Below are 24,782 nucleotides of genomic sequence, written 5' to 3'. Positions count from 1 at the left end.
ATGAACCATTATCCAATGGTTCCAGTGCAGCACTAGCAAGCATTCATTAATAATCAAAAGATGCTGACTTAAGAGCAATATAAAAAAGATAGCAAACAAAAAAAGCTGTCCCTAAGTAGACAAATCTACTAGTGGGACAGCTCCAAGGAATAGCCATATATCTTCATTATTCTTGTTGAATTTCTTTTATTTCGAGTTGAGGCTTTGGTTTAGACAGAGGTAAACGTACTTCAAAGTTGGTTTCGAATTCATTGCTTTTTACAGATACTTGCCCTCGATGTAATTCCACGATACTTTTCGTAATGGCCAATCCTAGTCCTGTACCACCAGTATGCTCAGCGCGAGATTTTTCTACTCTGTAAAACCGATTAAATAAATGAGGTAGATCAGCCGCTGGAATTCTTGAGCCGTAATTCACGATTTCAATAACGGCTTCTCCCCTCTTCTCTTCTCCTCGGATTTCGACCCTCTTACCATCAGCTCCATATTTAATGGCATTTTGAATCAGGTTCTCGAATACACGCATGATTTTATCACCATCTGCTTTGACAAGGATGGATTCCTTTGAAAAAGAAAGCTTCATATCCATATTAGCCTCTTCAAGCTGTGGAGAAAATTGCGCACTTAGCTGTCCTAAGAGCTGAACAATATTTATTTCAGTACGATGTAAGGCCAATCCACCATAGCTTACTCGGGTATATTCAAAAAGATCATTGACCATTCTCTCTAGCCTTTTGGATTTATCATACGCTATGCTCACATAATAGCGTAAATCGACTTCGTCCTTGTAGCGGTCTTCATCGATTAGGCGAAGATAACCAATTACTGAAGTAAGAGGGGTTCTTAGATCATGAGATACATTTGTAATCAGCTCATTTTTTGCTTGCACCGCTTTTCTCTCTTCTTCTATAGACGCTTCAAGTTGATTTCCCATCTGATTAATGTCAGCTGCTAGCATGTTCATCTCGTTTTTAGGTAAGCCATCCTTTATATCTACCGGTAGTGACACATCGAATTTCCCTTGAGACATTTGCTTTACCGTAACCATGATCTGCGCTAGCAAATTCATTCTTTTGGAACTAAGCATTAGGAGGAAGATAACAAACAGGATGAGGTCAGTAAGCAAAATGACAGGAATAGGTGTCACCGTGTAGTAGAGCATGGAAATCAGTGCTTGGAAGGGCATGGTTAGGATGCCAAATGTACCAGAATTCACTGACATCACCACCACAGCTATACCTAGTAAAAGTAAAACAGCTCCTTGAGCCAACAAAAAACTATTGAGAACGAGCAGGAGCAATTGTCGCCGCAGGCTGCGTACATATTCATTCTTCAATTTTATATCCAACTCCCCAAACGGTTTTAATTAATTTATAGCCAAGCTCTTTTTCTAATTTATCTCTAAGGTTGCTAATATGAACCATGACCGTATTATTGGAGGCATAATATTTTTCCTGCCAAACAAGCTGAAACAGCTCTTCGGCACTATACACCCGGCCAAGGTTTGTTGCCAGCAAGTAAAGAATATCAAACTCCTTAGAGGTTAAAGGAATGATTCTCCCTTCAATCATAACGGTGTGTGAGGATTTATTAATTTCAATTGTATTTAATTTTAGAATGTGCTCAGCAGGCTTTGATTCTGCCACGTATTGAAAGGATCGTCTAAGCAGGGATTTTACCCTTGCTACTAGCTCTAACGGATTAAATGGTTTTATCATATAATCATCGGCACCTGTCATCAAACCAGTAATCTTGTCCATATCCTCCGCTTTGGCACTTAGCATTAAAATAGGAACAAGATGTTTTTCTCTAATTTTTCTACATACCTCAATGCCATTTAATTCAGGCATCATAATATCTAAAATAATCAAATCAATATGTTCATTCTCAAACTTCTCCAGTGCTTCCCTTCCATCGTGGGCAAAAGTATAGGTGTACCCTTCATTCTTTAAGTAGATAGAAATTAGGTTGCCTATTTCCTTATCATCATCAACAATTAGTATATTTCTCAAGCTCATCATCCTCTTGTTTGTAGTCTAGTGCAAAGCTACTTTACTAAGCATAATCATATCGTTTAAAGAATGTTATAACTAAATCTTAAGAAAAGATAAAGTTTATCTGTGGAATAGCTTTATTTTATCATAGCCATACTTAGCTTAGGAGACTTAAGACTATCAGGAGGTATGAATATGAACCAAAAGCAAAAATGGTTGATTCCTGCTACAGAAAGCATAGGCTTTAACTTATCAGCTGGTCAAACGGTACGGGTAATCGATGTTGAAGGTCAGCAGGTAGCAGATTTTATTGCGTATGTAAAAGAAGATATCCAAGAACGCTTAGATCCTGGAGTAACTCTCGATGTGCTACGGAGCTTTAAAATGAAAGAAGGAGATTATATATATTCCAATCGTTATCGCCCTTTATTAAAAGTGGTGAAGGATACGGTAGGTCAGCATGATTTTATTAATCCAGCTTGTCGCTCAGAAATGTATGAATTGCTTTACCAAAAGTCTAATCATAAAAACTGCTACGATAATCTTAATCGTGCCTTAAATAATTTTCAGATTCAGTCCCCTAAGCAATATTATCCACTTAACCTTTTTATGAATACCAAAATTTCATCCTCAGGTAAAATTTCGATAGAACGACCTTTATCCAAAGCTGGAGATTTTACAGAGCTTCGTGCTGAAGTAGATTTAATTGTAGCGATTTCTGCTTGTCCCTGTGCTGAAAGTGCCTGTAATGGCTACCATTGCACTTCCATTCAGGTAGAAATAACATAAGCATCAATTAATCATTAATTCTCTTCTACACCATACCCTCCATGAATAAAATGAGTGTACAAGTTAGTTGTTACCTATGGAGGGATGATTGTGCCTACCTTTTTTACGTATATGTTTCTTGGTGTTTCCTTATCTGCCCCAGTTGGTCCTATCACAGCTGCACAATTAGAAAAAGGAGCTAGATTTGGATTTCTTCACGCCTGGCTTATTGGAATTGGGGCAATGTGTGCGGATATATTGTACATGCTACTTATCTATTTTGGGCTGGCTCACTTCTTGAGTACCCCGTTTATGAAAGTGTTCCTCTGGCTTTTTGGTTGTTTTGTTTTAGTCTACACGGGAATTGAAACACTAATCAACCAAAAGAAAAGTAGCATACTTCCTAAAACAGAAACGGGTATGCGTTCCTTTCGTTCAGGCTTTTTCATCGCTTTGCTAAACCCCTTGAATATCTTATTTTGGCTAGGAATATACGGCTCAATCTTAGCTCAAAGTATGCATCAGTTTGGGTACATACAGCTTTTGTGGCATACACTAGGCATCTTCTTAGGTATTTTTATCTGGGATGTTGCCATCGCCCTGTTTGCAAGTAGTTTTCATAAGGTTGGAAATCAGTCTATCCTTCAAGTAATCTCAACATTAGCCGCTTGTTCTTTAATTGGCTTCGGCATTTATTTTGGCTATCAGGCTCTTCTTTTGCTTCTTCAGTGATGATTAAATCCTACTAGTTTGCCGATTACCAACGCTTATAGTTGGTTTAAATATAGCCTTTGGCTTTCCTCTTTCGTCTATTAGGCATTCACCTATACTCCTTCCCATGCATACTATGCCCTAAAATCTAAAAGCAGGAGGAGAACATGGCTGAACTCTATACAAAGTTATCGCTAGATGAACATGTAGATAGCCTTCCACTGTGGGCCCAAGAAGCCTATAATCAGTTTAGTAACATGATGCTTGACCCTATAAATGCGTTTCCCTGTATTCCTGGTCGTCAAGGCTTTCAAAGCAATCAGTTAAGATTCGGATTTGTCCCAGAACCTAGCTCTACAGAAGCTATCAAGCAAACGGCGGAGCTTCTTAAGCAGTATGGACATTGCTCGAAGGAAACAGGTAAATATGCTTCCTTCGTTCTTTTTTTTGAACCAAATCCTTTAGTAGGAAATCTTAGTGTGCAGGAGTATGAACAGCTTTTTTGGAGCTTCCTTAGTCAGCTCAGTGCACAGGACGAAACTTTATGGCCAGCTCGAATTTCAATCGATCCTGCTCATCCATCTTGGGAATTTTGCTTTGATGGTCAGCCCTACTTTACCTTTTGTGCCACTCCAGCTCATCAGAAACGTAAAAGTCGATCATTTGCCACTTTTCTTTTGGCTTTTCAGCCTCGCTGGGTGTTTGAGGAGATCAATGATGCTACTCCATTTGGCAGAAACATGAAAAAATTGATACGAAAGAACTTAGAAAGCTATGATCAGGTTCCGGTTCACCCTTCATTGAAATGGTATGGACAGAAGGATAATCTTGAATGGCAACAATACTTTTTACCGGATGACCAGAGCACTCCAACTGTTTGTCCATTTTCTACTGTATGGAGCACGAAAGTAGCTCATCATACAAACGAGGATACTCAAGCAGAGGCTAACAGAAATTTTGAATAGAATAACCTATCTTTCTCTTAGGTATCGTCCCCCTTCCCATTAGATGGTACCTAATTTTTACCCAGCATGATCCCCTACAGCTCGCTTAACCAAAAAAGTAATAAGAACCATAGAAAGGACAATACCTAAGCTAATCCAAAAACCAATCCTCCCTGAAGGCTCCAGCATGCTACCTGAAAAGGCTAAAACAATCAGAAAAATGGCTGACCATGTTTTTAATGTTTCTACCCTTCTTTTTTCCTTCTCTTTGAAAAGTCGTAGGTAAGAGAACAAAATGATGAGCCAGATATAAAGTAGAACCAAACCACCAGCTGTTATAAGATATAGGAAAATTTCCTTTGGAATGAGGAGCGCAAGTAAAACAGCCGAACACAAACCTAGAGCATTGAGGATATAGGCATAGATAGGATGCTCCCTTTTTCCTACTTTTCTCTTTATCCAGCTTGGTCCATCCCTGTCCTCAGCTAAGGAAACTAAAGTTGTGGAAGCCGCATATAAAGAGGCAACGAGGATGGAGAAACCAGCGACAACAAAAACACCATTTAAGATATAAGCGAACCAAGAGGCGTGAATCAATTCAAGGACACTTATAAAAGGGCTCCTATCTTGAGTTAGCTGATGAATCGGTACAATTAGCAAAATGAGAGCAAGTGAAGAAATGTATAAGAGTGTTATTCCACCAATCATGCTTCTTCCTACTTTTGTTGCTTCCTTCACATCTTTTAAATTGGTTTCCATAAAGCCCATAACCTCAATACCGCCATAAGCATAAAAGGCATAAAGAAGTCCTTGCCATGCACCCTTCCACCCGTTTGCTAATTCGTTTTCTATGAGTGTTGAGAAAGATTTACTTGTGGAAGAATCTTTGAATAAAGAAATAATAGCTACAATTATAAACATGATGATAGCAGCAATTTTTATTACAGCGAATAAATTTTCCGTTTGATTGATTCCTCTAGTTCCTAAAATAAGGATGGCAAGTCCTAGAAAGGAGTATCCTGCTGACAACAACCAAAGTGGGATATCAGGAAACCAAACCTGTGTAAAAAGTCCAATAGCTATAAGAGTACTTCCTAAAATAAGAATTTCCGAAAACCAATAGATCCAGCCTACAGCAAATCCAGCCCAGCGGCCAAAAGCATTTCTAGCAAAGCTACGAAATGATCCTTTCTGTGGAAAGTGAATCGTGAGCTGTGCCAAAGCATCATGGACAAACCAAGTTGAAATAGCTGCTAGAAGGTAAATAATAAAGATGAAAACACCACTTTTCTGAATGGCAATGCTTGATCCTAAGAAGAAGCCTATACCGATTGTACAGCCAGCTCCAAATAGAGCTACCTGCCACCAAGAAGCCCACTTTTCAGTTCTTATATGGTTCAATACTCGCCCTCCTCTCTTATCCTGTATTCTGTCCCTAGACTAGAGTTTCATCCTGAAAGACTAGAATCATTAGAAAACAATGTGAGTCAGCCTTAGAACACTCTAATACATGCCCAAATGAAAAGATCTAACCTTTGGAACCGTTCATTATCCAGAGGTTAGATCTTTTTGAACTGAATTACCTTTTATTTTAATACAAAAGCCTTCACTTTTTTAGAGCTCTAATGTTTGTTTAGCAGGTTCTGCTTGACCGAGACTTGCTTAGTGAGTCGTTGTACCACCTTGATTTGAAGGCATTTGAGGAGTGCCTTGAGCTGGTGTATAGGCACTTAGCATAGCCTGTGCATCCTGAGCAGACAGCTGAGGTACCTGGTAATAGCCATTCTTATTTTGGTATTGGAAAATCTCATAGACCATTTCAATAAAATGCTGAACCTGTGACGCTAATACTCGGCGTACAACAGGATTTGTTACCTCAACAGAAGCCATCGTTAATAATGAAGCATGACCTTTAACAAGCCCAAGCATATGACCGCTGAGTCCAGCATCCTTAACGTCGGCAAGGGATTGATTTGGCTTTTTAGGTTGGCTTGGTTTAATTCCATAAACAGGAGGGGTCATGTTCTGAATCATATACGTTTCTGTTTCCTGACTAGGCTTTTGTCCTGTGGAAAAGCACTCAGCTGTAATATTGTAATGTGTAAGAGCAAATTGATATTGTCTGTCCAAAATATCTAGAAGCTCTGGATCCTGTACATATTGTCTAAAGATCATAAACTGGTCTAACAAATTAATTTTATCTCCTAGTACTTCATGTAAATCAAAAAGCTCATGCCCACCATGGTTCATGTTCGGCATCCCTTGAGTTTGACCTTGCTGTTGACCTTGATTCATTGGAGTTTGTTGCTGCATCATGTTGCCTCCTCATTAGCATTGTGTTTTTCTTATCACGGATAATATGTGAGCAACAGAGGAATTTTATACATATTTCACCAAATCTTTCGTTGAGGTAAATGATGAGGTCTATTATTTAGAACTACGTGCTCAATATTAAAACCTTATAACTCCTTTCAGAGCCCTTTTCTATAGTCCCTCAATGTCTATAAAGAGTGCCTACGGATAATTCCATATAAATCCGTTCTTTAAAGCCTTTTAGCTTTGAGAAACTTTCTTTTTTCCGTTCTATCTCTGAGAATCCCAGCTTAGTATATAATCGATAGGCGTTTTCATTCGTATCTACGACTTCAAGAACATAGCGTTGATAGGAAGCATTCTCCAAGACGTAACGGAATAAGGTGGTTGAAACACCTTTCCCCCGGGCTTTACCTGTTGTGGCAACACTTTCAATATACCCTGTATCATCCTGGTAAGGTAATTTCTTATTAAACTCGTCTTTCATAAACCTATAAGCAAGACTTCCTTTCACATAGCCAAAGGATTTCCTTAGAATGGTCTGATCAATTGTCAGCGCTCGCTTATGATTGTTGGAACAGGCAAGAATTCCAACGATTTCATGGTCCAATTCAGCAAGATAAAAAACATCTGGACAAATCATTTGACTAAATGTATCGATTAAGCGTTCACGGTCCTTAGAGAGAAAAGTTAATTCCTTACCATATCCATCAACAAAAACAGCTGCCGCCTTACGGTGTATATCCGATTCAAAGTCGCCCATTGGTCTTACTTGAATATCATACGTTTGCATTGAACTTCCTCCCTTGTAATCATTTATTAATAAACTGACCGATCGGTTTAATAACTTGTGCTTTAAAACCCCTTATTTAGTGAGGGGTTTATGATTAGTTATCCCATTCAAAAAAACATCAATCGCATTTTCGTAAAGTAGATAGAACTTTTTCTCATCATAGCCAAGGAATTGCGTAATACTCATGCCAGTGAGTGTACTATAAAGAATATAGGCTAAATCGCCAATTGTTTTATTACTTACAAACTCTTTATCATGTATGCCTTCCTCAATAATCTGATAAAAAATATCATATTCTGGTTGAATGAGTTGGATGATTTTTTCATCTATTTTCTCATTGAGATTCTCTGAGCCAATATATTCTGGAACGGTTTTAGATAGTGGGTTCTGCATATCTGAAGCATAATATCTAGCAAGCAAGTATAACTTCTCTGTAGCCGTTGTAACCTGGTTGGCTTGATTTTCCCATTCTGTTCTCCAGGCTTTAGAAGCTGTTTCAACTGTATACAAATACAATTCCTCTTTACTTTTAAAGTGATAATAAATACTTCCTTTGCTAATTTGCGTATACTTACGGATATCTTCCATAGAAGTGGCCGCATAGCCTTTCTGTTCGAAAAGATCCTTAGCTTTTTCTGCTATAAGTTCTTTTGTTTGGTCTCCTTGCCCAGAGGGTCGCGCCATAATTCTAAATCACCTACTTACATGTTATTTCGAATAAACTGACCGATCGGTTTAATAACAGAATAATATATATATCTTTAAAATGCAAGGCAAAAAAATTGATGAAACACAGGAAGGAACACTTCCTATTGACTCTCACACAATGTCATACTTTATGATTTAATAAGACCTATAAGGAAAGGAAGTGATGGTATGCGTATTAGTGAATTATCAGTTAAAACAGGAGTGAGCATCCGCTCTCTACGCTATTATGAGGAAAAAGAGCTTATCATTCCGGAGCGGCTTGGAAATGGCTACCGCAAATATGATAGGTCTGCTATAGAAAGAGTAAAAACAATTCAACTATTTCTTGATCTGGGTCTAAATACAGATGAAATTGCGAAAATCCTAGTTTGTACTTCATCCATTTCAACACATGATTCGATTCCAACATCTGCTCATCCTTCATGTGTTCCAGAAGCCGTCGCCCTATACGAAGACAAATTGAGTAACACACAAAAACAGATAACAGCTTTAAAAGAAGCAGAAATAAAGTTGGAAAGCCTTCTTTCTTTCTGGAGAAAAGAAGAAGTAAATAAAAAAGTTTATAAGTAACGGAGGTTATGAATTGAATAGTAATAAACAACTACATCCATACCATTCGACTTCAGCATTGTTCACCCCTTTTTCAATTGGGAACCTGACCATCAAGAATCGTATCGTCATGGCACCGATGACCCGTGGCTTCTCACCTAAAGGAGTGCCAGGATCAGATGTTGCTGCCTATTATCGAAGACGTGCAGTAAATGCTGTAGGACTTATTGTGACTGAAGGTACATTGATAAACCACCCAGCTGCAGGAAGCAGTCCTAATTGGCCCAATCTTTATAGTAAAGATGCCTTAGAGGGCTGGTCTAATGTGGTCGGAGCTGTTCATGAAGCGGGCGGACGAATTATTCCCCAGCTTTGGCACGTTGGTATGGAGCGTAGTATAGGTGACTTGCCGAATCCCGATGCATTACCGATTGGTCCATCAGGTCTTACTCAATCAGGCAATAAAGTGTCCGAACCACTAAGCGAATCAGAAATAGCAAAAGTGATTGATGCGTATGCCCAAGCGGCAAGTAATGCCAAGCAGCTAGGTTTCGATGGAATTGAACTTCATGGTGCACATGGCTACTTGATCGATCAATTCTTTTGGGAAAAAACAAATCGACGAACGGATCGTTATGGTGGTAGTCCTATAGACCGTACTCGATTTGCTGTAGAGACAATTAAGGCTTGTCGTCTCGCAGTAGGACCCGACTTCCCTATCGTATTCCGTTTTTCCCAATGGAAATCAGGAGATTATACGGCAAAGCTAGCAACTACTCCCGAGCTGCTAGGAAAATTGCTAGCACCGTTGGTGGATGCTGGAGTCGATATTTTTCATTGCTCAACTCGCAGGTTTTGGGAGCCGGAGTTTGATGAATCGTCCCTTAATCTAGCTGGCTGGACTAAAAAACTTACTGGAAAGCCCACGATTACTGTCGGATCGGTAGGTTTAATCGGTGATGTCGTGAACAATCTAAGTACAGGAACGGAAGTCAACGAAAGTAGTATTAATCAGTTAATGGAAAGACTAGAAAAGGAAGAGTTCGATTTGGTTGCTGTGGGTCGTGCATTGCTGGTTGACCCTGCATGGGCTACCAAAATACGAGATGCTCAAAGAAATGATCTCATTCCCTATACTCCAGATGCATTAAAAACATTGGTTTAATTAAGTTCATTTGTTTATAAACGGATTAAAAAGCTGTCCCAAAAACTAGCTCTTAGGGACAGCCTCCACCCTCTTCTCACGTTGCCGCATGGAATGACTTCTCCAATTGACCAAAAAGATACCAATGAAGATGAGTAACCCACCAGCCATCACATACCACTTCAGCTCTTCACCTAACAACACCCAGCCAGATATTACTCCGAAAAATGGCGCTAGGAACAAGAAAGAGCTTGTTTTTCCTGGATCGCCTTTCTGCAATAAAAAGTACCACAACGCAAATTGTACAATTGACGCCATGATGGCTAACCAAATGAGTATACCTATTGAGCTAAGGTTGATCTCAAAAGACTGCTGCTCAAACAAAAAGCTAGCTATCATAATGAACAATCCTCCAAAGAGCATTTGGTAAGCAGATAAAACCCAGGTATCGAACTTATTTCCCCATGATTTGACCAATAACGTAGCGATCGCCCAGGATACCGCAGACAAGAAGCCAAACAGTGTTCCTATTTTAAACTCAACCTGTCCTCCCAGTGTAATAAAAACACCGACAAAGCCTAAACTAACACCTACCCACTGTAGGAATTTATAATTCATTTTTAGAACCAGTGTGCCGAACACAACAACAAGTAATGGGTTCATAAATGTAAGAATAGCTGATTCCCCGGAAGTAATCGTTTGTAGACTTAAAAAGATACAGCTTATCACACCTGCGGTTTGAAAAAAACCAATGACAACCGCCTTCAACCACACATCTTTTGTTTTCGGATGTGGTCTCTTTAAAAGCTTAACGACCACAACCATGATCATTCCAGCTAAGGTGAATCTCAAAGCAGCTAAGAAAAGGGGTGAAACATACTCCAACCCCATTTTACCTACAGCAAACGAAGAGCCCATTAAAGATGTTGTTATGATAACTAATAAGGCAAAGATATATCTGTTCAACCTTTTCTCCCCCACTTGATTTAGTTATGTTTATAGATCCATAGTCTTATTGTAATGGAATAACATTTCGGGTTGTATCGAAGTATTTATGTTTTTTACTTTTTCAAAAACTATTGACCTTCACACTATGTAAGGGTTTAAAATAGTAGGAAATAATCGTGAATCACAACTAACTTGGAGATATCTCTTTTCCAAGAAGATAAGGGTGTTAAAGATGAATGAAAATCAGAATAAAAATTTAGAGAACAAAAAAATAATATATGTCTACGATGTGTTATGTCCTTGGTGCTATGCCTTCACTCCAATTGTACAGAAACTGTTCCAAACCTACAAAGACACTTTTCAGTTTGAAGTGATAAGCGGTGGGCTGATTCAAGAAGCAGGTAGTATTGAAAGCATCAGGAAGAAGCGTACTGTTTCAAGAGAATCCTATAAAAATATTATAGATCAAACTGGAGCAGCATTTAGTAATGAATTTTTTACCATGGTTAAAGCAGATGATGTGATCATGGATTCCTTAATACCAGCCACAGCTGTCGCTATAATGCGCGAGTCCTCCTCTCCCTTTCATCCGATTGAATTTGTTTCAGAGCTATTCACCCTTATTTACATGAAGGGATATAATCCTAGCTCAGATAAGCTGTATCGTGTTCTTGCTGAGAAATTTCAGCTTAATCAGGAGACTTTTATAGAGCAAATGAAGGAAGAGCATTTCAAACAGATAGCTAGATATGATTTTTCCTTAGCGAAACAGCTTAAAGCTGACGCTTTTCCTAGACTGTATTTACAGGAATCTGATACTCTATTCCACCTTATCTCTAAGGGCTTCTCTGAATATGAGACTATAACTGATATAATAAAAGATATTCGTAATAGTTGAGCTAAAATTAATCTATGGCTTTTACTAAGGGGGCAATCGTGATGCAGATTAGTGCCTTATCTCAGAAAACTGGAGTTAGCCTCCGTTCCTTACGCTATTATGAGGAAAAAGGACTCATTACTCCTATAAGGAAGGAAAATGGATACAGAGAGTACAGCGAAGCAGATGTAAAGTGGGTCGAAACGATCCAATTATTTCTCAGTATAGGAACCACTACAGAGGAAATTGCTAGGTATTTTGATTGTGTAGCAACGACAGAAAATCCAGAGCTGCACTCGTCACTCATTATTAAGTTCTATCAAACAAAGCTCCTAAATGTTCGCAAACAAATAGAGTTTTTACAGCAGGCTGAGCATCAAATAGAGGATCGCCTCCATCATTGGATGCATAAACACGAGCCAATGAAAGATTTTGATAAGGATCCCCCTGATCAAATAGAGAAAGTAAAGCATCTTTTAAATGAAGAAGTACAAGGCTGGAATACTCCCGACAAACAATAAAGTAGAGCCTTACCTATAATTACAATTAAAGAGTCTCCATTGATTGAAAAAGAGATCATACCCTTGTGATTTAGGTATGATCTCTTCACTTTACAGCTTATATTATTTCTTAATTCTTTTTTAGATAGTCATCTGTACGCTGTTCGTATTGCCCAACCATGATCTTGTCCATAGTATGCCGTGGTACTTGACCATAAGTAATGCCGTGCTCTAAGTAAAATTTTAGCAATGTTAAAGCCTCTCCCCACCCAACAGAGCAATCACTATAAGCGGCTAAATCTCTTTCAGATGTTGTATAGCCGATTTCTGTTACGTTAACCATTGTACCTTCTTCTACCTCTGTTAATGTAAAAGAAACAGTTGTTGTCGAGTCACCTGGTGTCCATTGGAACACAGATCTCTCATTTAAGTCGCTTTCTAGAACCGCTCCTCCATCCTCCATAGTAATATGCTCGGGACCAAAATCCTTGAAGCGAAAATGAATCCTTCCACCCTTTCTAGCGTCAACTGCTGTGCCTTGAGTGAACCAAGCATCCCATCCCTTTCCTGTGGTTAGTGTTTCATAGACCTTGCTTGGGTGTACATGAATATATGTTTTGTGCTCAATTGTAAGGGTCTGTGTCATCTGTCATTTCTCCTCTCATCGTGTATTTTTGAGTGAATTATTGTCCTAGCTTATTCATGTATTCCTTCTTCATCGCCTTTACTTTGTCCCAAGGAAATCCTTCATGCTTTTCCTCCAGAACATCAGCCAATACATCTAAATGTACATGCCACCCTGCCAAGAAGTTCGGAATATAATCTGTTTTATAAAACGTATGAGTTAGTACCAAGGAGCATCCACCTGCTTCTTCAAATAGCTGTATTGAATATAGCCTCCTTTTCTTCCTGCCTATTTATATCATTGTATTTTCCTTCTTCTCTCCTATTACCTGCCAGCTCAAAGAGAAATAAAACTTGAGTTTAACCTGCTTCAGTTTTCCTTTGAACAGGAATCCAAATCTCACTTTTAAAATTCGATTCCTCTGGAACAGTTTTTGCTGTATATAGGATTTCTGGAGCGTCAATCGCTTCATATTGAGACGAAGGAAACCACTCTCCATAAATCCGTCCCCATATTTCCTGAATATCTGTTGGACTCCCTACTACACTGAAAATAGCCCATGTAAGGGCAGGGACGTGATGTGAGTCTAATCCTAATACCTCCTCTTTTGTTGTGGCTACACCAATAAGATGATCGAGCTCTGCTATTTCTTCGTTCTCTCTGTCCGAAAAATTGAATGAGGCATTATAGCCTCCGTAAGGCTCCACATTAGCTAGTGATTTTAGCTTTGTGTATACTTCATCTGTAATCTGCTTCATCATTTCCGTAAGAGCAGGATTTTCTCCATGATAGACAAGGGGAATTCTTTCTTTAATTCCGACAAGAGTAAAAGCTTCTTTTTGTTCAATCCGATAATCCATAGGATTTCCTCCCTTTATGGTTAGTTGGAAGGACATACGTGGAAATGCTTTTAATGAACTACCAAGCTTTTTCACCTCAGAAGGATTTATCCCATGTAGCTGATAAAAGGCTTTAGTAAAGGAATCTGGAGAATTATAGCCATATTTCATGGCAACATCGATCACCTTTATGCTCCCTGCTTTTAATTCGAATCCAGCTAGAGTTAATCTTCTTCGGCGAATATATTCTAGTAAAGGGATTCCAGCTAGATAGGCAAACATCTTTTTAAAGTGAAATTCAGAGCAGCGAGCAATGACGGCTGCTTGGGCTAAATCCAATTCATCGTCAAGATGCTCTTCAATATAAGTTAGAGCTTGATTCATTTCCTTGAGCAAATCCATTGTATCTCCTCCTCTCACTAACGATTCTATCTCCTGTTAAAAGCTTGTTCCCGATCATTCGTACTTGATTTTTGTCGGATTTGACTTTGGTTTATGATTGCTATAGGTGTTTATCTATAAAGGTTCAAAAAAGCCCAAACTCTCAGCAGAACTGTTAAGAATTTGAGCTTTATATGATATAAGTACTATCTGATTACATCTTTTTATCTTTTTTCAAAAGAATCATTAACCTTTTTCATGATAAAAATGAGCTGAGTTAATTCTTCATCTGATAAGTCTTGATACAGAGTCGTCAAAAACTCTCTTTTTATCTTTGTAAACTTTTCTATAATAGCCTTACCTTCCTCACTAAGGCCAATTTCAATCGTTCTTCGATCTGCTTCTGTCCGCTCTCTATATATTAAGCTTTTTTTAACGAGTCGATCACACATTGAAGTGACATGTGCCAAAGAAACCTCAAAAACAGCTGCTGCATCTGAAGGCCTTGAAGGTCCATTATTCAACAGGTATTTCAGAAAGATATACTCTGTTAACGTTAACTCACCCTTAAAAAGCTCTGTCATAGCCTGTTTAAAACGCTTATTCATTTGAATGGTTAACAGATCAATCTCTGTTATAAGCTCTTCTCTATTCTCCATACTCATCCGTCCTCTTGTTATTCAGTTCCTTGACTCGCCTCGTCTTTCGCCGGAGCCTGATTGGATGTACGTAAAGGAATCTCCTTTAATAAGAACGTTAGAATAAACGCGCTAAGCATAATAATACTTCCAATGAAAAATACTCCTGTTAGAGAAAAGCTAAGGGCATCCTTCATTAAGTTTAGCATATCTTGCACAATAAGTTGTAGTTCTTGTGGAATCGAAAGAAGAAATTCATCAACTTTTTGATGATCCATTAATACCTGTGGATCCTGTAAAAATTCCAAAGTTTCTAATACTTCGGGATCCGTAGGTAAAGCTCCTTGGTTTTGCTCCATCAGCTCTCCAATTTTACTATTCATCCTAGCATTCATAATCGTTCCTAAAATAGCTACCCCAATCGTACCACCTAATTGTCTAAACAATTGAGTAGATGCTGTGGCAACACCTAGCAGCTTTTGGTCTACAGCATTCTGCACCGTCAAAGTAAAGACAGGGAATGCCAAGCCTAGACCAAACCCTACAATAATGATAAATAGAACAGCTACAGGCACTGAAGTAGCAGCAGTCATTAGTGATAATAAGTACATTCCCACAGCCATAGTAAGCAAGCCAGTTAGAGCAATAAGCTTATATTTACCCGTTTTGGTGATTAACTGTCCACCGATGGTACTCGCTAATACCATGGCTAATGTCATAGGCATCATGATAAATCCAGATTGAGTAGCCGAGGTTCCCATAACTCCCTGCACAAAAAATGGCATATACATAATAGCTCCAAACATCCCAGCACCCAAAATTAAACCTACTGCATTTGAAATAGTGAAGATTCCATTCTTGAATAAAGATAGAGGAACAACGGGACTCTTAGCCTTTCTTTCCGCAACAATAAATAAAATCAAAGCAACGGCTGCAGCACAAAACAGACCTAATATTTCGGTAGAAGCCCAATCATACCTTGATCCTGCCCACGAAAAGGCTAGCAACAATGGAACTATGGTCAAGGTTAAAAATAGTGATCCTAAATAATCAATTGGAACTTTCTCAGTCCTCTTGATAGATGGAAATAGCCAGAAAATCATGGCAAAAGCTATAATTCCTACAGGTAAGAAAACCCAAAAAACCCATTTCCAATGAGTATGATCAACGATGTACCCACCAAGAGTTGGACCAAATACACTTGCAAGACCGAAGACCCCACTCATGATTCCTTGCCAGCGTCCGCGTTCCCTTGGAGAAAACAAGTCTCCTACAGCAGTAAAGGCAGTGGACATAATCATGCCTCCCCCAAAGCCTTGTACCCCTCTATATATAATCAATTCGATAATATTTTCAGATAAACCACATAAAAAAGAACCTACAATAAAAATACCGATTCCAATCAAAATAAAAGGCTTACGCCCATACGTATCAGATAGCTTCCCAACTAAAATAGCCGTTACACTAGAAGCCAGCATAAAGCTGGTAAAAACCCAGCTGTAATATTCGAATCCACCTAATTCACCAACTATTTTAGGCAATGCTGTTCCTACAATCGTTTGATTTAATGCAGCAAAAAGCATAGCAGCCATAATCGCTAGCATTATGGATATTTTTTTCTTTTGATCAAGATGCTCCATATTCCTTCTCCTCCACTTACCCTTCATCAAGTTTATTTTTGCATATAAGATACTTTAATTTTTTGAAAGGCGAATAGTTAACTTGGTTAACCATTTAGATAGTATATTATTCTGTGGAGGTTTCGTCAAGAAGCTCACAATTAAATGAAAGGTGCTGGCCGATCCTCATACGGTTAATCTTAGTTTGCTTTAAAAGTTCCAATTTCTTGCATGATATGAATTACTAATTCTTTGTTAATAGCGACATCATTCTGATTAAGTACGTCCATCATCACCGTTTTGTCTTCGATGTTTGCCTCAGTAGCAGCCTCAGGATAACTGATCTTAACAAGGTTAATATGATTACCAAGCATGGTTGCAGCGATGTAATTGACAATATTTTCAGGAGTAAATGGCATTTCCAAAAAATCCATATGTGATTTTAGGAGTTCAATTTCAAGCCAAGGTATCGCATCAGAAATCGCCTCCTTTATTTCGTCTTCATTTTCCATTTCTGAAATCATTTCATTTATAGCTGCAAAATCAAAAAGCAACCAAAGAGCATTCAATTTAGTACCAGAGCGTTTCCCATGTAAAATTTCTAGAGCTTCTTTTTCCTGCCCTCGTTTTTGAATGCCAGAAACCACATTGACTAAAGGCATGAGATCACGGAAAGCTTCCATACTTCTAATAAGATCAGTTGATATGCTCCACATGTTAAAAGCTGCTACTTTTCTTTCTGACACATCCAATGTATTAAACTCTGTAATATAAGGTCGTAGTTCATTACTTAATTTTTCAATAGAAGCTTTAGAATCAGTAAATAGATCGAAATTCTCAGCAAGAATTAAGTTCATGGGAATTTCTGCAGGCTCAGCATGAGTTAATGGATGTGCATCCAATAAATTCATTCCAGGTAACTCAGTATATTGATCACATATTTCGATCAATCGCTTGCAAAAATCAGTGATATGCATTCCGTTCATACCTAGCCACATATCTTGTTTCACACTGTCGGCTGTAGTGTGTTTATAGTCTTTGTTACTCGAAAGGTATTTGGTACCTTTGTCTCTTACATACTCAGCATCTTTTACAGTTAGATTTTCTTTATCAATATTAAATGTAAACTTTCTCTGAATCACATCTGGTCTTTGGTTATATGACTGTGTTTTGCTCCCTTGTTCAAGCTGAACTGTTTTTACCTCGCTTGTTAGACCATTAATAAATTGCAATACAGCTCGATTACCAATGGTTCTCTGTAACGTAATAAATGTTGGATCTTTCTGAGATATGGGAGTAGGTCTACTAGTCTTTTGAGCCGCCTTTTGGTTATCTGATTCTCTAGAAATACGTTTCATGTTTCCTCCTCTCAGAATTCATACTATAAGTCAGACGCTTTCTTTTGTGCACGGTGGCGGCGAACCTTCATTAAATTCCCACATGTTTTATCATCACAAAAGCGCTTCGATCTGTTTTTGGTTGTATCATAATACACCCATCTACAGTCTGGATTGTCACAGATTTTTATTCGTTTGTATTGTCCTTCAACTAAAGCTTCTACAAAGGAAGCTATAATCTGAGCCTTAAGCTGAGCTAAACTGGAATCTAAGGGCAAGGTAATAAGCTCAAATTGATTTTCCTTTTGTTCGATTTGTCTTATATATGTCCCTTGGGCTAACCATTGATTCATTTTTAACATATCTTCTTTTCGTATCAGCTCTTCATTAACTAATCTCCTAACAACCTCACTCATTTCATGTCGTACATGCTTTAAATCCTCAACAAGCTCGGAAGTATAGGGTTCATTAAGCTTAATATTACCTTTCTCTAAAAAGGTTCGAAACCACTCTTCTTCCTCCAAGCGATCCCTCCCTTTGTCTCTTCCACGCCAATCAGTCCAGAAGCTATTTATAAAAGTCAGCCATGTCATTTCCACATTCATTTCCTCCATTAATTCGTTGACCCTTTGAAATCTACTGTGTTAAAATGCATGTAACTATTTAAATAATATTAAGTAGTTACAAGGTAAGTATTACATTGTTCAAGCATATTTATTCACATACCTATTTCTTCTAGTCTATCACTAGAAAAATAAGTTTGCTACTTGCCTTAAACTATCCTAAGCAATAATTAAAGGAGGATGACACATGTATTCTAACGTTCAGTTTTTAATCGATCAAAGGGTATCAACTTGGGAAAAGTATAGTTGGTTTCCAACTGTTTTTCAGGTATTGGAACAAGTCACAGTAAAGGAAGCCGCTTGGCAGCCAGAGCATGGAGGAAACTCAATTTGGCAAATTCTTCATCACATGAATTACTACAATGAGAACATTTTAGAAAAGATTACCGGTCAAAAAAAAGAAAGAACTCTAGTCAAAACAAATGAAGAAACATTTAAAAACCACGGGGATTCTAATGACCTAGTAGGATGGCAAGAAACTTTAGATTATACTGGCAATCTGTATAATGAGTTAAAGGAAGCTTTATCAAACACTACGGATACTCAGTTAGAAGAACTGGAGATAAGCCAGTATTTGGCTAACTGGTCTACTCACGATGCGTTTCATCTTGGTCAGATTGTTATTCTTCTAAGAGAGCAAGGAAAGTGGACTTTGTCGTAACCCTAAGAGGAAAGCCTAATTTCTTAACGGATAGCTAAGAAGTTAGGCTTTTTGTTTATATTCATTGGAGAGCATATCAACCTCGTAGGTGTGAGCGTGATGTAGGAGATAGCTTCTTTATATCAGGCGATCCTTTAAGATATCCTTCCAATGTTTTTTTATCTCTCCATGCCATCGCTTAGATTTTTCCAAAGCGGTTAGGTGATTTTCATAGGCATCTTCATCAGTGAAGCTAGAAAAATAAATAAACACATTGTCTCCCTCTCGGACAGGAAGCTGAGGGTTGAATCCTTAATGACAAACTAGCGACTCGATGTCTCTAGGGTAATAGGTTAATCTTTCTATACCAGATTTCGTCACTACTACTGTATCTGAATGTCTAAATCCTCCTACGCCCTTCACATATAGACCAGGCTCTATGGTAAATACCATTCCCTCCTGAATCACTGTTTGATCTCCTAAATCAAAGAATGGAGCTTCATGACCCAAAAGTCCTATCGCATGACCTGAATGGTGCAGGGTTAAATCTAGCACCCCGTTTTCTGAGAAATACTGCTGCACAGCTTTCTCTACTGTGGACATAACTTCGCCAGGCTTGATCGCTTGAAAGGCAATCTCTTGGGCTTCATACATCAGTTTAAAGTACTTTTCCTGCTCCCTACTGTATTCTTCTACAAACATTGTTCTCTCTAGCTCACTCTTGTATCCCCAAACGTCAGCGTGTGCTTGAGTGACTAGGGTATCCCCCACTCTAAGCCTAGCATTTTGAGTGACTGCGTGAGGAATGGCAGACATTTCTCCAATTTGTCCCCGAAAGAAAGCATGAGCTGGACTGCCATGAGGCTTGTAATCCTGACCGAGTGTCTCGATCATCATTAACGTGGCTTCTGTAGAAGCACGACTCGTTATTTCTGTTTCATTTAATCCTGCCTTCGAATATTTGTGAAGAAGACGATGTGCTAAATTGGCCCAGCGGCAGGACTCTTTAATCAACTGAATTTCCTGTACAGACTTAATCATCCTTAATTCTTCAACAACTCCGTGTACCGATATAAATTCGCCTGCATCCAGAAAGGAGCTTACACTTGGACCCCGATACCCCTGTGGAGAGCCGTATCCATCTGAGTCATAGCCCACCGTTTTCCCCTGAAAGCCAGATTCAATGAGCGCTTCTTTTAAGTACTCCATAGGGTGCTTAAGTCCGGGATACTCAGGATAAGAATGTACGCTATCTACAGAAGCGAATTCTTCAGCGTGCTCATGCTCAAGGGCAGGTACAAATAAATGAACCTTCTTTTGAGGATCAATAAACATACCCATAGGTCTTTCAGTTGGATGAAAATGAAAGCCTGTTAAGTAAAAGATATCCGTCACACTAAACAAAATTGCAGCCTCAATTCCCCTTTTCTCCAACTCCTCATGTAATCTCTTTTGTCTTGTTAGCATTTCCTCTTTGGATATGGAAAGAAGCATAGCCAGTCATCCTCCTTCTATTGTTTTCTTTTCTGTAAGACTGCGTCTTCAAAAAGCTAATTAATATTAGATATACTTGTCTAGGTATCTACATCGACTTGAATATATCCGACCATCAACAAATCAGTGATTCTAGATCTCGTGGGTAGTAGGTTAGCATTGTCATGCCTGTTTCGGTGACAGCCACTGTATCAGAATGACGGAAGCCACCAAGCCCTCGCACGTATAACCCTGGCTCTACGGTAAATACCATTCCTGGCTGCATCACTGTATCATCACCAAGATCAAAGAACGGTGCTTCATGACCTAGTAATCCGATCGCATGTCCAGTATGATGTGATGTTAATTGCTGCACACCATTATCGACCCAAAACTGCTGAACAGCCTGTTCCACAGCTGAGGTCGGCTCACCGGGTTTAATCGCTCTAAAAGCAACCTCTTGAGCCTCATACATCAGATTAAAGTACTTTTCCTGCTCCTTACTGACCTCTTCCACAAACATCGTTCGCTCCAGTTCACTATGATAGCCCCATACGTCTCCTGCTGCTCCAGTCACTAATGTATCTCCTTTTTTCAGGACAATATTCTGAGTAACTGCGTGAGGAAAGGCTGACATAGGTCCCACCTGTCCTCTGAATATAGCGTACGCTGTCTTCCCGTGTGGCTTATAGTCAGATCCTAACGTTTCAATCATCGCCATCGTCGCCTCATTACTTGCTCTACTTGTGATCTCTATCTCACTGAGCCCTGCTTTAGAATACTTTTGTAGCAATCTGTGCGCTAAATTGCCCCATCTACAAGACTCTTGGATCAGCTCGATTTCTGCTGCTGACTTGATAAATCTCATTTCCTCTACCCAGCCAAAGATCGAATCAAAGCTTTTTGCAGTAAGAAGCTGATCAATAGAAGGTCCGCGGTACCCTTTCGCTGAGCTATATCCAGAAGCATCTAAGCCTATCTTTCTTCCTTCATAGCCATTTTCATGCAAGATATCCTTCAGATACTCCATTGGATGACGTAGCCCTGGATACTCAGGATAAGCATGGACATGATTCACTTGGGCGTACTCTTGAGCATGTTCTTTTTCTAGCATTGGCACAAACAAATGAGTTTCCTGTTTTGGATCAATTAATAGGCAAATGGGTCTCTCTGAGGGTCTGAAATGAAAGTTTGTGAGATAAAAGATATCTGTCACACTAAAAAGGATGGCACAATCTAGCTTTTCTTCCTGGAGCTTAGTGATAAGACGCTGTTGTCTTTGAGCAATTTCTTCGGTAGAAATAGATAGTTTCATAGTAATCCTCCTTATACAGAGCTAGGGTTTAATTTCGATCATGTAAAATGCTTGAGCGTGTAAAAAGCTTAACTAATCTCTAGTGCAACATTTTAATTACTCTTTCGGATAGAGATGACAAGAAACAGACTGCGTTGGAGATAATTGAACGGTTACTGGCTCCTTTGTTTTACAAATTTCCATACAATCTGGACATCTTGGATGAAAGGAGCAGCCTTGTGGTGGCTTTACAGCACTTGGTACATCTCCAGACAAAATGATTCGCTCCTTTTGCTCATCAGGGTGAGAAATCGGAACGGAGGATAATAGCGCCTTCGTATACGGATGCTTAGGATCGCTAAAAATCTCCTCTGTTGTAGCTAGCTCAACAACCTTGCCTAAATACATAACAGCTACTCGATCTGTAATATGCTCGATGACACCAAGATCATGAGAAATGAAAATGTACGTCAACTGGAACTCCTTCTGTAGCTTTAGCAGCAGGTTGATCACCTGTGATTGTATGGATACGTCTAGGGCAGATACAGGCTCATCCGCTATGATGAGCTCTGGTTGTAAAATAACAGCCCTAGCAATACCAATCCTTTGTCTTTGTCCTCCAGAGAACTCATGAGGGTAACGATTTAGGTGATATTCAGATAAACCTACTATTTCTAATATCTCAATAGCCTTTTGTATGCGTTCCTTTGGCGTAAATAAATTGTGCACGCGAAGCGGCTCTGTTAAAATCTGACGGATAGTCTTTTTCGGATTGAGAGAGGCATACGGGTCCTGGAAAACCATTTGTAGTTTCCTACGTAGCTTACGCATGTCTCCATAGCCGAGCTTACTGATATCCTCTCCCTCAAACAAAATGCCACCAGCTGTTGGATCATTTAGCTTTAGAATAGTTCGACCAGCTGTTGATTTACCACATCCACTTTCACCTACCAAACCAAAGGTTTCCCCTTTATATACGGAGAAGGATATGCCATCAACGGCTTTAACCTCGAGATTCTTTTTAAACCATCCTTGATCAATAGAGTAATATTTCTTCAATTCCTGTACCTCAAGCAACGGGGCTGCAGGTGCTTCAACAATAGGCTGTGAATCTTTACTTTGCTCATACTCAGACATCTTGTAGCCTCCTCTCTTCCCCGCCAGCGAGTTGATCCTCATAAAGCCAGCATCGGCTTGTTTGTACAGATCCTTCAAACAAGGGTGGCTTGTCAGTCAGACATTTATCGAAAACCTTTGGACATCTTGGAGCAAAAGCACAGCCTTTTGGCAGATCATCTGGTCTTGGTACGCTTCCCGGAATTGTTTTAAGCTCCTTCTTACGAGTATTAGAATGAGGAAGAGAAGCTAATAATCCCTGCGTATAGGGATGCAAAGGCTCATCAAATAGTGTGCGAATAGGAGCGCTTTCCACGACCTGACCGGCATACATCACTACCACTCGATCACACATTTCTGCTACAACCCCAAGGTCATGAGTAATTAGGATCATGGACATTTGTTTTTCCTGCTTAATGTTTTTCATCAATTGTAGGATTTGAGCCTGTATCGTAACATCCAGAGCCGTAGTGGGTTCATCTGCGATAAGAAGCTTAGGCTCACAGAGCATAGCTAGAGAAATCATCACTCTCTGTCTCATTCCTCCAGATAGCTGATGAGGGTATTCATCAATGATCTCCTCCGCTCTAGGAATGCCTACTGTTTTTAGCATCTCGATTATATGCTGTCTTCTTTCCCTTTTCTTTAAGTTTCGGTGCTGCAATAATGGCTCGCTTAATTGCTCACCTATCGTAAAAACAGGGTTCAAGGATGTCATTGGCTCTTGAAAGATCATAGAGATTTTATTCCCTCTTAGCCTTCTCATTTCCCTCTCTTTTAGCTTCGTAAGATCCTTCTCATCAAAATAGATATGCCCTTCTGCAGTAAAGGCTGACTTAGACAATAAGCCCATAATGGACAATGATGTCACACTTTTCCCACAGCCTGACTCTCCCACTATTCCTAACGTTTCACCTTCATAAACTGTAATGTCAATACCATTAACCGCTTTAACAATACCGCGAGGAGTTCTGAAGAAAGTCTTTAAATTTTCCACCCTCAGGATAGCTTTTCTTTCATTCATCCTTTTGCCCTCCTTCCATGAACCATCAATGAACCGCCATGTAACCTATGTGAAACGCAGATCAGGATTTTCCTTGAAGCTCAGGGTCTAGAACATCCCTTAGCCAATCACCAAATAGATTTACACCTAGCGCTGTTAGAACTATAGCGATTCCAGGGAATGTAATCAGCCACCATGCGCTAAATATATAGTCCTTTCCCTCACTAAGCATGTTTCCCCAGGCAGGCTCAGGCGGCTGAACACCGAAGCCTAAAAAGCTGACTGACGCTTCAGCAATAATAAAGGTAGCAATTTGTAAGGACGATAAAACAATAATCGGTGTAAATAGATTGGGAACAATATGCTTAATAATGATTTGCCAGCGTGGGACCCCAGTAGCTACACAAGCTAGTATGAATTCCTTCTCCCTTAGCGCCAGAACCTCACTACGAACCATTCTTGCGTAGATCACCCAGCCAACAATAACGAGAGAAAAAATAATATTCTGGAGGCCCGATCCAATCACAGCATTAATGACTAGAACAAGTAATATAAAAGGAAAGCTAAGCTGAACATCGACAATTCTCATCAGAATAATATCTACCCAGCCTCGAAAATACCCTGCTAGAATACCAATGACTGTACCGATAAGTCCTGCAAAAACTACCGTAACTAAGCCAATCATTAGGGATACGCGGGTCCCATGTATAATTCTTGAGAGAATATCTCTGCCTAGCTGATCCGTGCCTAAAATATGTCCATCTGTTAACGGAGGACTTAGTTTATTTATAAAATTTGCTTCATTTGGTGGGAAGGGGGCTATCGACTTTCCTGCTATCCCTAGAATTAAGACACAAATGATAATCGTGAATCCTAACAGACCAGTAGGGCTCCGAACAAGCTGTGAAAAAAAGCCTGCTAACCTTGATTTGTTTTCCATGTCCA

27 protein-coding genes are annotated in these 24,782 nt (G+C 39.3%); 8 read left to right on the top strand and 19 right to left on the bottom strand.

The window, feature by feature from the left end; genetic code table 11:
* Positions 1-166: 166 nt before the first annotated feature.
* Together J2S11_RS08705 and J2S11_RS08700 are read right to left on the bottom strand one after the other, a co-directional pair.
* Positions 167-1,336: a sensor histidine kinase gene (locus tag J2S11_RS08705; RefSeq protein ID WP_307393563.1), complete on the bottom strand. Its 1,170-nt coding sequence runs from the start codon at positions 1,334-1,336 to the stop codon at positions 167-169.
* Positions 1,326-2,018 (bottom strand): response regulator transcription factor, encoded by a 693-nt coding sequence (locus J2S11_RS08700; RefSeq protein WP_307393922.1) that lies wholly within the window; start codon positions 2,016-2,018, stop codon positions 1,326-1,328. Before J2S11_RS08700 ends, J2S11_RS08705 begins: the two co-directional genes overlap by 11 nt.
* A 171-nt stretch (positions 2,019-2,189) precedes the next feature.
* On the opposite strand from J2S11_RS08700, the gene J2S11_RS08695 reads away from it, so the two are divergent.
* From J2S11_RS08695 to J2S11_RS08685, 3 genes are all read left to right on the top strand, one after another.
* The gene (locus J2S11_RS08695) at positions 2,190-2,783 is read left to right on the top strand and encodes a DUF1989 domain-containing protein (protein WP_307393560.1); all 594 of its coding nucleotides are present in this window, start codon (positions 2,190-2,192) and stop codon (positions 2,781-2,783) included.
* A 90-nt stretch (positions 2,784-2,873) separates the two neighbouring features.
* On the top strand, positions 2,874-3,494 hold the full coding sequence (locus tag J2S11_RS08690; RefSeq protein WP_307393557.1) for a LysE family transporter: 621 nt from the start codon (positions 2,874-2,876) through the stop codon (positions 3,492-3,494).
* Positions 3,495-3,640: 146 nt separating this feature from the next.
* Positions 3,641-4,438, top strand: a complete 798-nt coding sequence (locus tag J2S11_RS08685; protein WP_307393554.1) for a YqcI/YcgG family protein — start codon at positions 3,641-3,643, stop codon at positions 4,436-4,438.
* 57 nt (positions 4,439-4,495) lie between these two features.
* Here the strand turns inward: J2S11_RS08685 and J2S11_RS08680 are convergent, their stop codons facing one another.
* The 4 genes from J2S11_RS08680 to J2S11_RS08665 all read right to left on the bottom strand — a co-directional run bounded on the left by J2S11_RS08680 (position 4,496) and on the right by J2S11_RS08665 (position 8,207).
* Positions 4,496-5,818, bottom strand: a complete 1,323-nt coding sequence (locus J2S11_RS08680; protein WP_307393552.1) for an amino acid permease — start codon at positions 5,816-5,818, stop codon at positions 4,496-4,498.
* Between the two features lie 261 nt (positions 5,819-6,079).
* A complete protein-coding gene (locus tag J2S11_RS08675) occupies positions 6,080-6,730 on the bottom strand; it encodes a spore coat protein (protein ID WP_370875488.1) in 651 nt (216 codons plus the stop codon).
* 181 nt (positions 6,731-6,911) lie between these two features.
* The gene (locus J2S11_RS08670) at positions 6,912-7,523 is read right to left on the bottom strand and encodes a GNAT family N-acetyltransferase (RefSeq protein ID WP_307393549.1); all 612 of its coding nucleotides are present in this window, start codon (positions 7,521-7,523) and stop codon (positions 6,912-6,914) included.
* Between the two features lie 72 nt (positions 7,524-7,595).
* Positions 7,596-8,207, bottom strand: a complete 612-nt coding sequence (locus tag J2S11_RS08665; protein ID WP_307393546.1) for a TetR/AcrR family transcriptional regulator — start codon at positions 8,205-8,207, stop codon at positions 7,596-7,598.
* A gap of 192 nt (positions 8,208-8,399) precedes the next feature.
* Between J2S11_RS08665 and J2S11_RS08660 the strand changes: the two genes are divergently transcribed.
* On the top strand, positions 8,400-8,801 hold the full coding sequence (locus J2S11_RS08660; protein WP_307393543.1) for a MerR family transcriptional regulator: 402 nt from the start codon (positions 8,400-8,402) through the stop codon (positions 8,799-8,801).
* A 13-nt stretch (positions 8,802-8,814) separates the two neighbouring features.
* The gene (locus tag J2S11_RS08655) at positions 8,815-9,945 is read left to right on the top strand and encodes an NADH:flavin oxidoreductase (protein WP_307393540.1); all 1,131 of its coding nucleotides are present in this window, start codon (positions 8,815-8,817) and stop codon (positions 9,943-9,945) included.
* A 45-nt stretch (positions 9,946-9,990) separates the two neighbouring features.
* Here the strand turns inward: J2S11_RS08655 and J2S11_RS08650 are convergent, their stop codons facing one another.
* Entirely contained in the window at positions 9,991-10,890 is a 900-nt protein-coding gene (locus tag J2S11_RS08650) for a DMT family transporter (RefSeq protein ID WP_307393537.1), read from the bottom strand.
* 214 nt (positions 10,891-11,104) lie between these two features.
* Between J2S11_RS08650 and J2S11_RS08645 the strand changes: the two genes are divergently transcribed.
* Both J2S11_RS08645 and J2S11_RS08640 read left to right on the top strand, forming a co-directional pair.
* Entirely contained in the window at positions 11,105-11,770 is a 666-nt protein-coding gene (locus J2S11_RS08645; protein WP_307393534.1) for a DsbA family protein, read from the top strand.
* 41 nt (positions 11,771-11,811) lie between these two features.
* A complete protein-coding gene (locus J2S11_RS08640; RefSeq protein ID WP_307393918.1) occupies positions 11,812-12,270 on the top strand; it encodes a MerR family transcriptional regulator in 459 nt (152 codons plus the stop codon).
* Between the two features lie 109 nt (positions 12,271-12,379).
* Here the strand turns inward: J2S11_RS08640 and J2S11_RS08635 are convergent, their stop codons facing one another.
* The 7 genes from J2S11_RS08635 to J2S11_RS08605 form a co-directional block, all read right to left on the bottom strand.
* Positions 12,380-12,895, bottom strand: a complete 516-nt coding sequence (locus J2S11_RS08635) for an SRPBCC family protein (RefSeq protein WP_307393532.1) — start codon at positions 12,893-12,895, stop codon at positions 12,380-12,382.
* Between the two features lie 37 nt (positions 12,896-12,932).
* A complete protein-coding gene (locus tag J2S11_RS08630) occupies positions 12,933-13,103 on the bottom strand; it encodes an SRPBCC family protein (RefSeq protein WP_307393530.1) in 171 nt (56 codons plus the stop codon).
* A 130-nt stretch (positions 13,104-13,233) separates the two neighbouring features.
* Entirely contained in the window at positions 13,234-14,115 is an 882-nt protein-coding gene (locus tag J2S11_RS08625; RefSeq protein WP_307393527.1) for an AraC family transcriptional regulator, read from the bottom strand.
* Positions 14,116-14,318: 203 nt separating this feature from the next.
* A complete protein-coding gene (locus J2S11_RS08620; RefSeq protein ID WP_307393525.1) occupies positions 14,319-14,753 on the bottom strand; it encodes a MarR family winged helix-turn-helix transcriptional regulator in 435 nt (144 codons plus the stop codon).
* 17 nt (positions 14,754-14,770) lie between these two features.
* Complete coding sequence (locus J2S11_RS08615; RefSeq protein ID WP_307393522.1) at positions 14,771-16,372, bottom strand: MDR family MFS transporter; 1,602 nt, start codon at positions 16,370-16,372, stop codon at positions 14,771-14,773.
* A 179-nt stretch (positions 16,373-16,551) separates the two neighbouring features.
* Entirely contained in the window at positions 16,552-17,709 is a 1,158-nt protein-coding gene (locus J2S11_RS08610; protein ID WP_307393519.1) for a hypothetical protein, read from the bottom strand.
* Between the two features lie 23 nt (positions 17,710-17,732).
* A complete protein-coding gene (locus J2S11_RS08605; protein WP_307393917.1) occupies positions 17,733-18,281 on the bottom strand; it encodes a CGNR zinc finger domain-containing protein in 549 nt (182 codons plus the stop codon).
* 217 nt (positions 18,282-18,498) lie between these two features.
* Between J2S11_RS08605 and J2S11_RS08600 the strand changes: the two genes are divergently transcribed.
* Positions 18,499-18,972 (top strand): DinB family protein, encoded by a 474-nt coding sequence (locus J2S11_RS08600; protein WP_307393517.1) that lies wholly within the window; start codon positions 18,499-18,501, stop codon positions 18,970-18,972.
* 291 nt (positions 18,973-19,263) lie between these two features.
* Here the strand turns inward: J2S11_RS08600 and J2S11_RS08595 are convergent, their stop codons facing one another.
* From J2S11_RS08595 to J2S11_RS08575, 5 genes are all read right to left on the bottom strand, one after another.
* Entirely contained in the window at positions 19,264-20,445 is a 1,182-nt protein-coding gene (locus J2S11_RS08595; protein ID WP_307393515.1) for a M24 family metallopeptidase, read from the bottom strand.
* A gap of 115 nt (positions 20,446-20,560) precedes the next feature.
* The gene (locus J2S11_RS08590) at positions 20,561-21,739 is read right to left on the bottom strand and encodes a M24 family metallopeptidase (RefSeq protein ID WP_307393513.1); all 1,179 of its coding nucleotides are present in this window, start codon (positions 21,737-21,739) and stop codon (positions 20,561-20,563) included.
* Positions 21,740-21,835: 96 nt separating this feature from the next.
* The gene (locus J2S11_RS08585) at positions 21,836-22,855 is read right to left on the bottom strand and encodes an ABC transporter ATP-binding protein (RefSeq protein ID WP_307393510.1); all 1,020 of its coding nucleotides are present in this window, start codon (positions 22,853-22,855) and stop codon (positions 21,836-21,838) included.
* Positions 22,848-23,858 (bottom strand): ABC transporter ATP-binding protein, encoded by a 1,011-nt coding sequence (locus J2S11_RS08580; RefSeq protein WP_307393509.1) that lies wholly within the window; start codon positions 23,856-23,858, stop codon positions 22,848-22,850. Before J2S11_RS08580 ends, J2S11_RS08585 begins: the two co-directional genes overlap by 8 nt.
* A 61-nt stretch (positions 23,859-23,919) precedes the next feature.
* Complete coding sequence (locus tag J2S11_RS08575) at positions 23,920-24,777, bottom strand: ABC transporter permease (RefSeq protein ID WP_307393506.1); 858 nt, start codon at positions 24,775-24,777, stop codon at positions 23,920-23,922.
* Positions 24,778-24,782: the final 5 nt, after the last annotated feature.

It is taken from the genome of Bacillus horti (genome assembly GCF_030813115.1).
GTDB lineage: Bacteria > Bacillota > Bacilli > Caldalkalibacillales > JCM-10596 > Bacillus_CH > Bacillus_CH horti.
Note: the sequence above shows the minus strand (reverse complement) of the source record. Positions and strands in the feature narration are given on the sequence as shown.

Bases quoted from the DNA above. Each gene is read 5' to 3' on its own strand.
- J2S11_RS08635 (WP_307393532.1), bottom strand. From the start codon at position 12,895: ATGACACAGACCCTTACAATTGAGCACAAAACATATATTCATGTACAC.
- J2S11_RS08575 (WP_307393506.1), bottom strand. From the start codon at position 24,777: ATGGAAAACAAATCAAGGTTAGCAGGCTTTTTTTCACAGCTTGTTCGG.
- J2S11_RS08595 (WP_307393515.1), bottom strand. From the start codon at position 20,445: ATGCTTCTTTCCATATCCAAAGAGGAAATGCTAACAAGACAAAAGAGA.
- J2S11_RS08660 (WP_307393543.1), top strand. From the start codon at position 8,400: ATGCGTATTAGTGAATTATCAGTTAAAACAGGAGTGAGCATCCGCTCT.
- J2S11_RS08675 (WP_370875488.1), bottom strand. From the start codon at position 6,730: ATGCAGCAACAAACTCCAATGAATCAAGGTCAACAGCAAGGTCAAACT.
- J2S11_RS08670 (WP_307393549.1), bottom strand. From the start codon at position 7,523: ATGCAAACGTATGATATTCAAGTAAGACCAATGGGCGACTTTGAATCG.
- J2S11_RS08585 (WP_307393510.1), bottom strand. From the start codon at position 22,855: ATGTCTGAGTATGAGCAAAGTAAAGATTCACAGCCTATTGTTGAAGCA.
- J2S11_RS08685 (WP_307393554.1), top strand. From the start codon at position 3,641: ATGGCTGAACTCTATACAAAGTTATCGCTAGATGAACATGTAGATAGC.
- J2S11_RS08625 (WP_307393527.1), bottom strand. From the start codon at position 14,115: ATGGATTTGCTCAAGGAAATGAATCAAGCTCTAACTTATATTGAAGAG.
- J2S11_RS08605 (WP_307393917.1), bottom strand. From the start codon at position 18,281: ATGACATGGCTGACTTTTATAAATAGCTTCTGGACTGATTGGCGTGGA.
- J2S11_RS08600 (WP_307393517.1), top strand. From the start codon at position 18,499: ATGTATTCTAACGTTCAGTTTTTAATCGATCAAAGGGTATCAACTTGG.
- J2S11_RS08610 (WP_307393519.1), bottom strand. From the start codon at position 17,709: ATGAAACGTATTTCTAGAGAATCAGATAACCAAAAGGCGGCTCAAAAG.
- J2S11_RS08665 (WP_307393546.1), bottom strand. From the start codon at position 8,207: ATGGCGCGACCCTCTGGGCAAGGAGACCAAACAAAAGAACTTATAGCA.
- J2S11_RS08700 (WP_307393922.1), bottom strand. From the start codon at position 2,018: ATGAGCTTGAGAAATATACTAATTGTTGATGATGATAAGGAAATAGGC.
- J2S11_RS08580 (WP_307393509.1), bottom strand. From the start codon at position 23,858: ATGAATGAAAGAAAAGCTATCCTGAGGGTGGAAAATTTAAAGACTTTC.
- J2S11_RS08640 (WP_307393918.1), top strand. From the start codon at position 11,812: ATGCAGATTAGTGCCTTATCTCAGAAAACTGGAGTTAGCCTCCGTTCC.
- J2S11_RS08695 (WP_307393560.1), top strand. From the start codon at position 2,190: ATGAACCAAAAGCAAAAATGGTTGATTCCTGCTACAGAAAGCATAGGC.
- J2S11_RS08620 (WP_307393525.1), bottom strand. From the start codon at position 14,753: ATGGAGAATAGAGAAGAGCTTATAACAGAGATTGATCTGTTAACCATT.
- J2S11_RS08590 (WP_307393513.1), bottom strand. From the start codon at position 21,739: ATGAAACTATCTATTTCTACCGAAGAAATTGCTCAAAGACAACAGCGT.
- J2S11_RS08615 (WP_307393522.1), bottom strand. From the start codon at position 16,372: ATGGAGCATCTTGATCAAAAGAAAAAAATATCCATAATGCTAGCGATT.
- J2S11_RS08645 (WP_307393534.1), top strand. From the start codon at position 11,105: ATGAATGAAAATCAGAATAAAAATTTAGAGAACAAAAAAATAATATAT.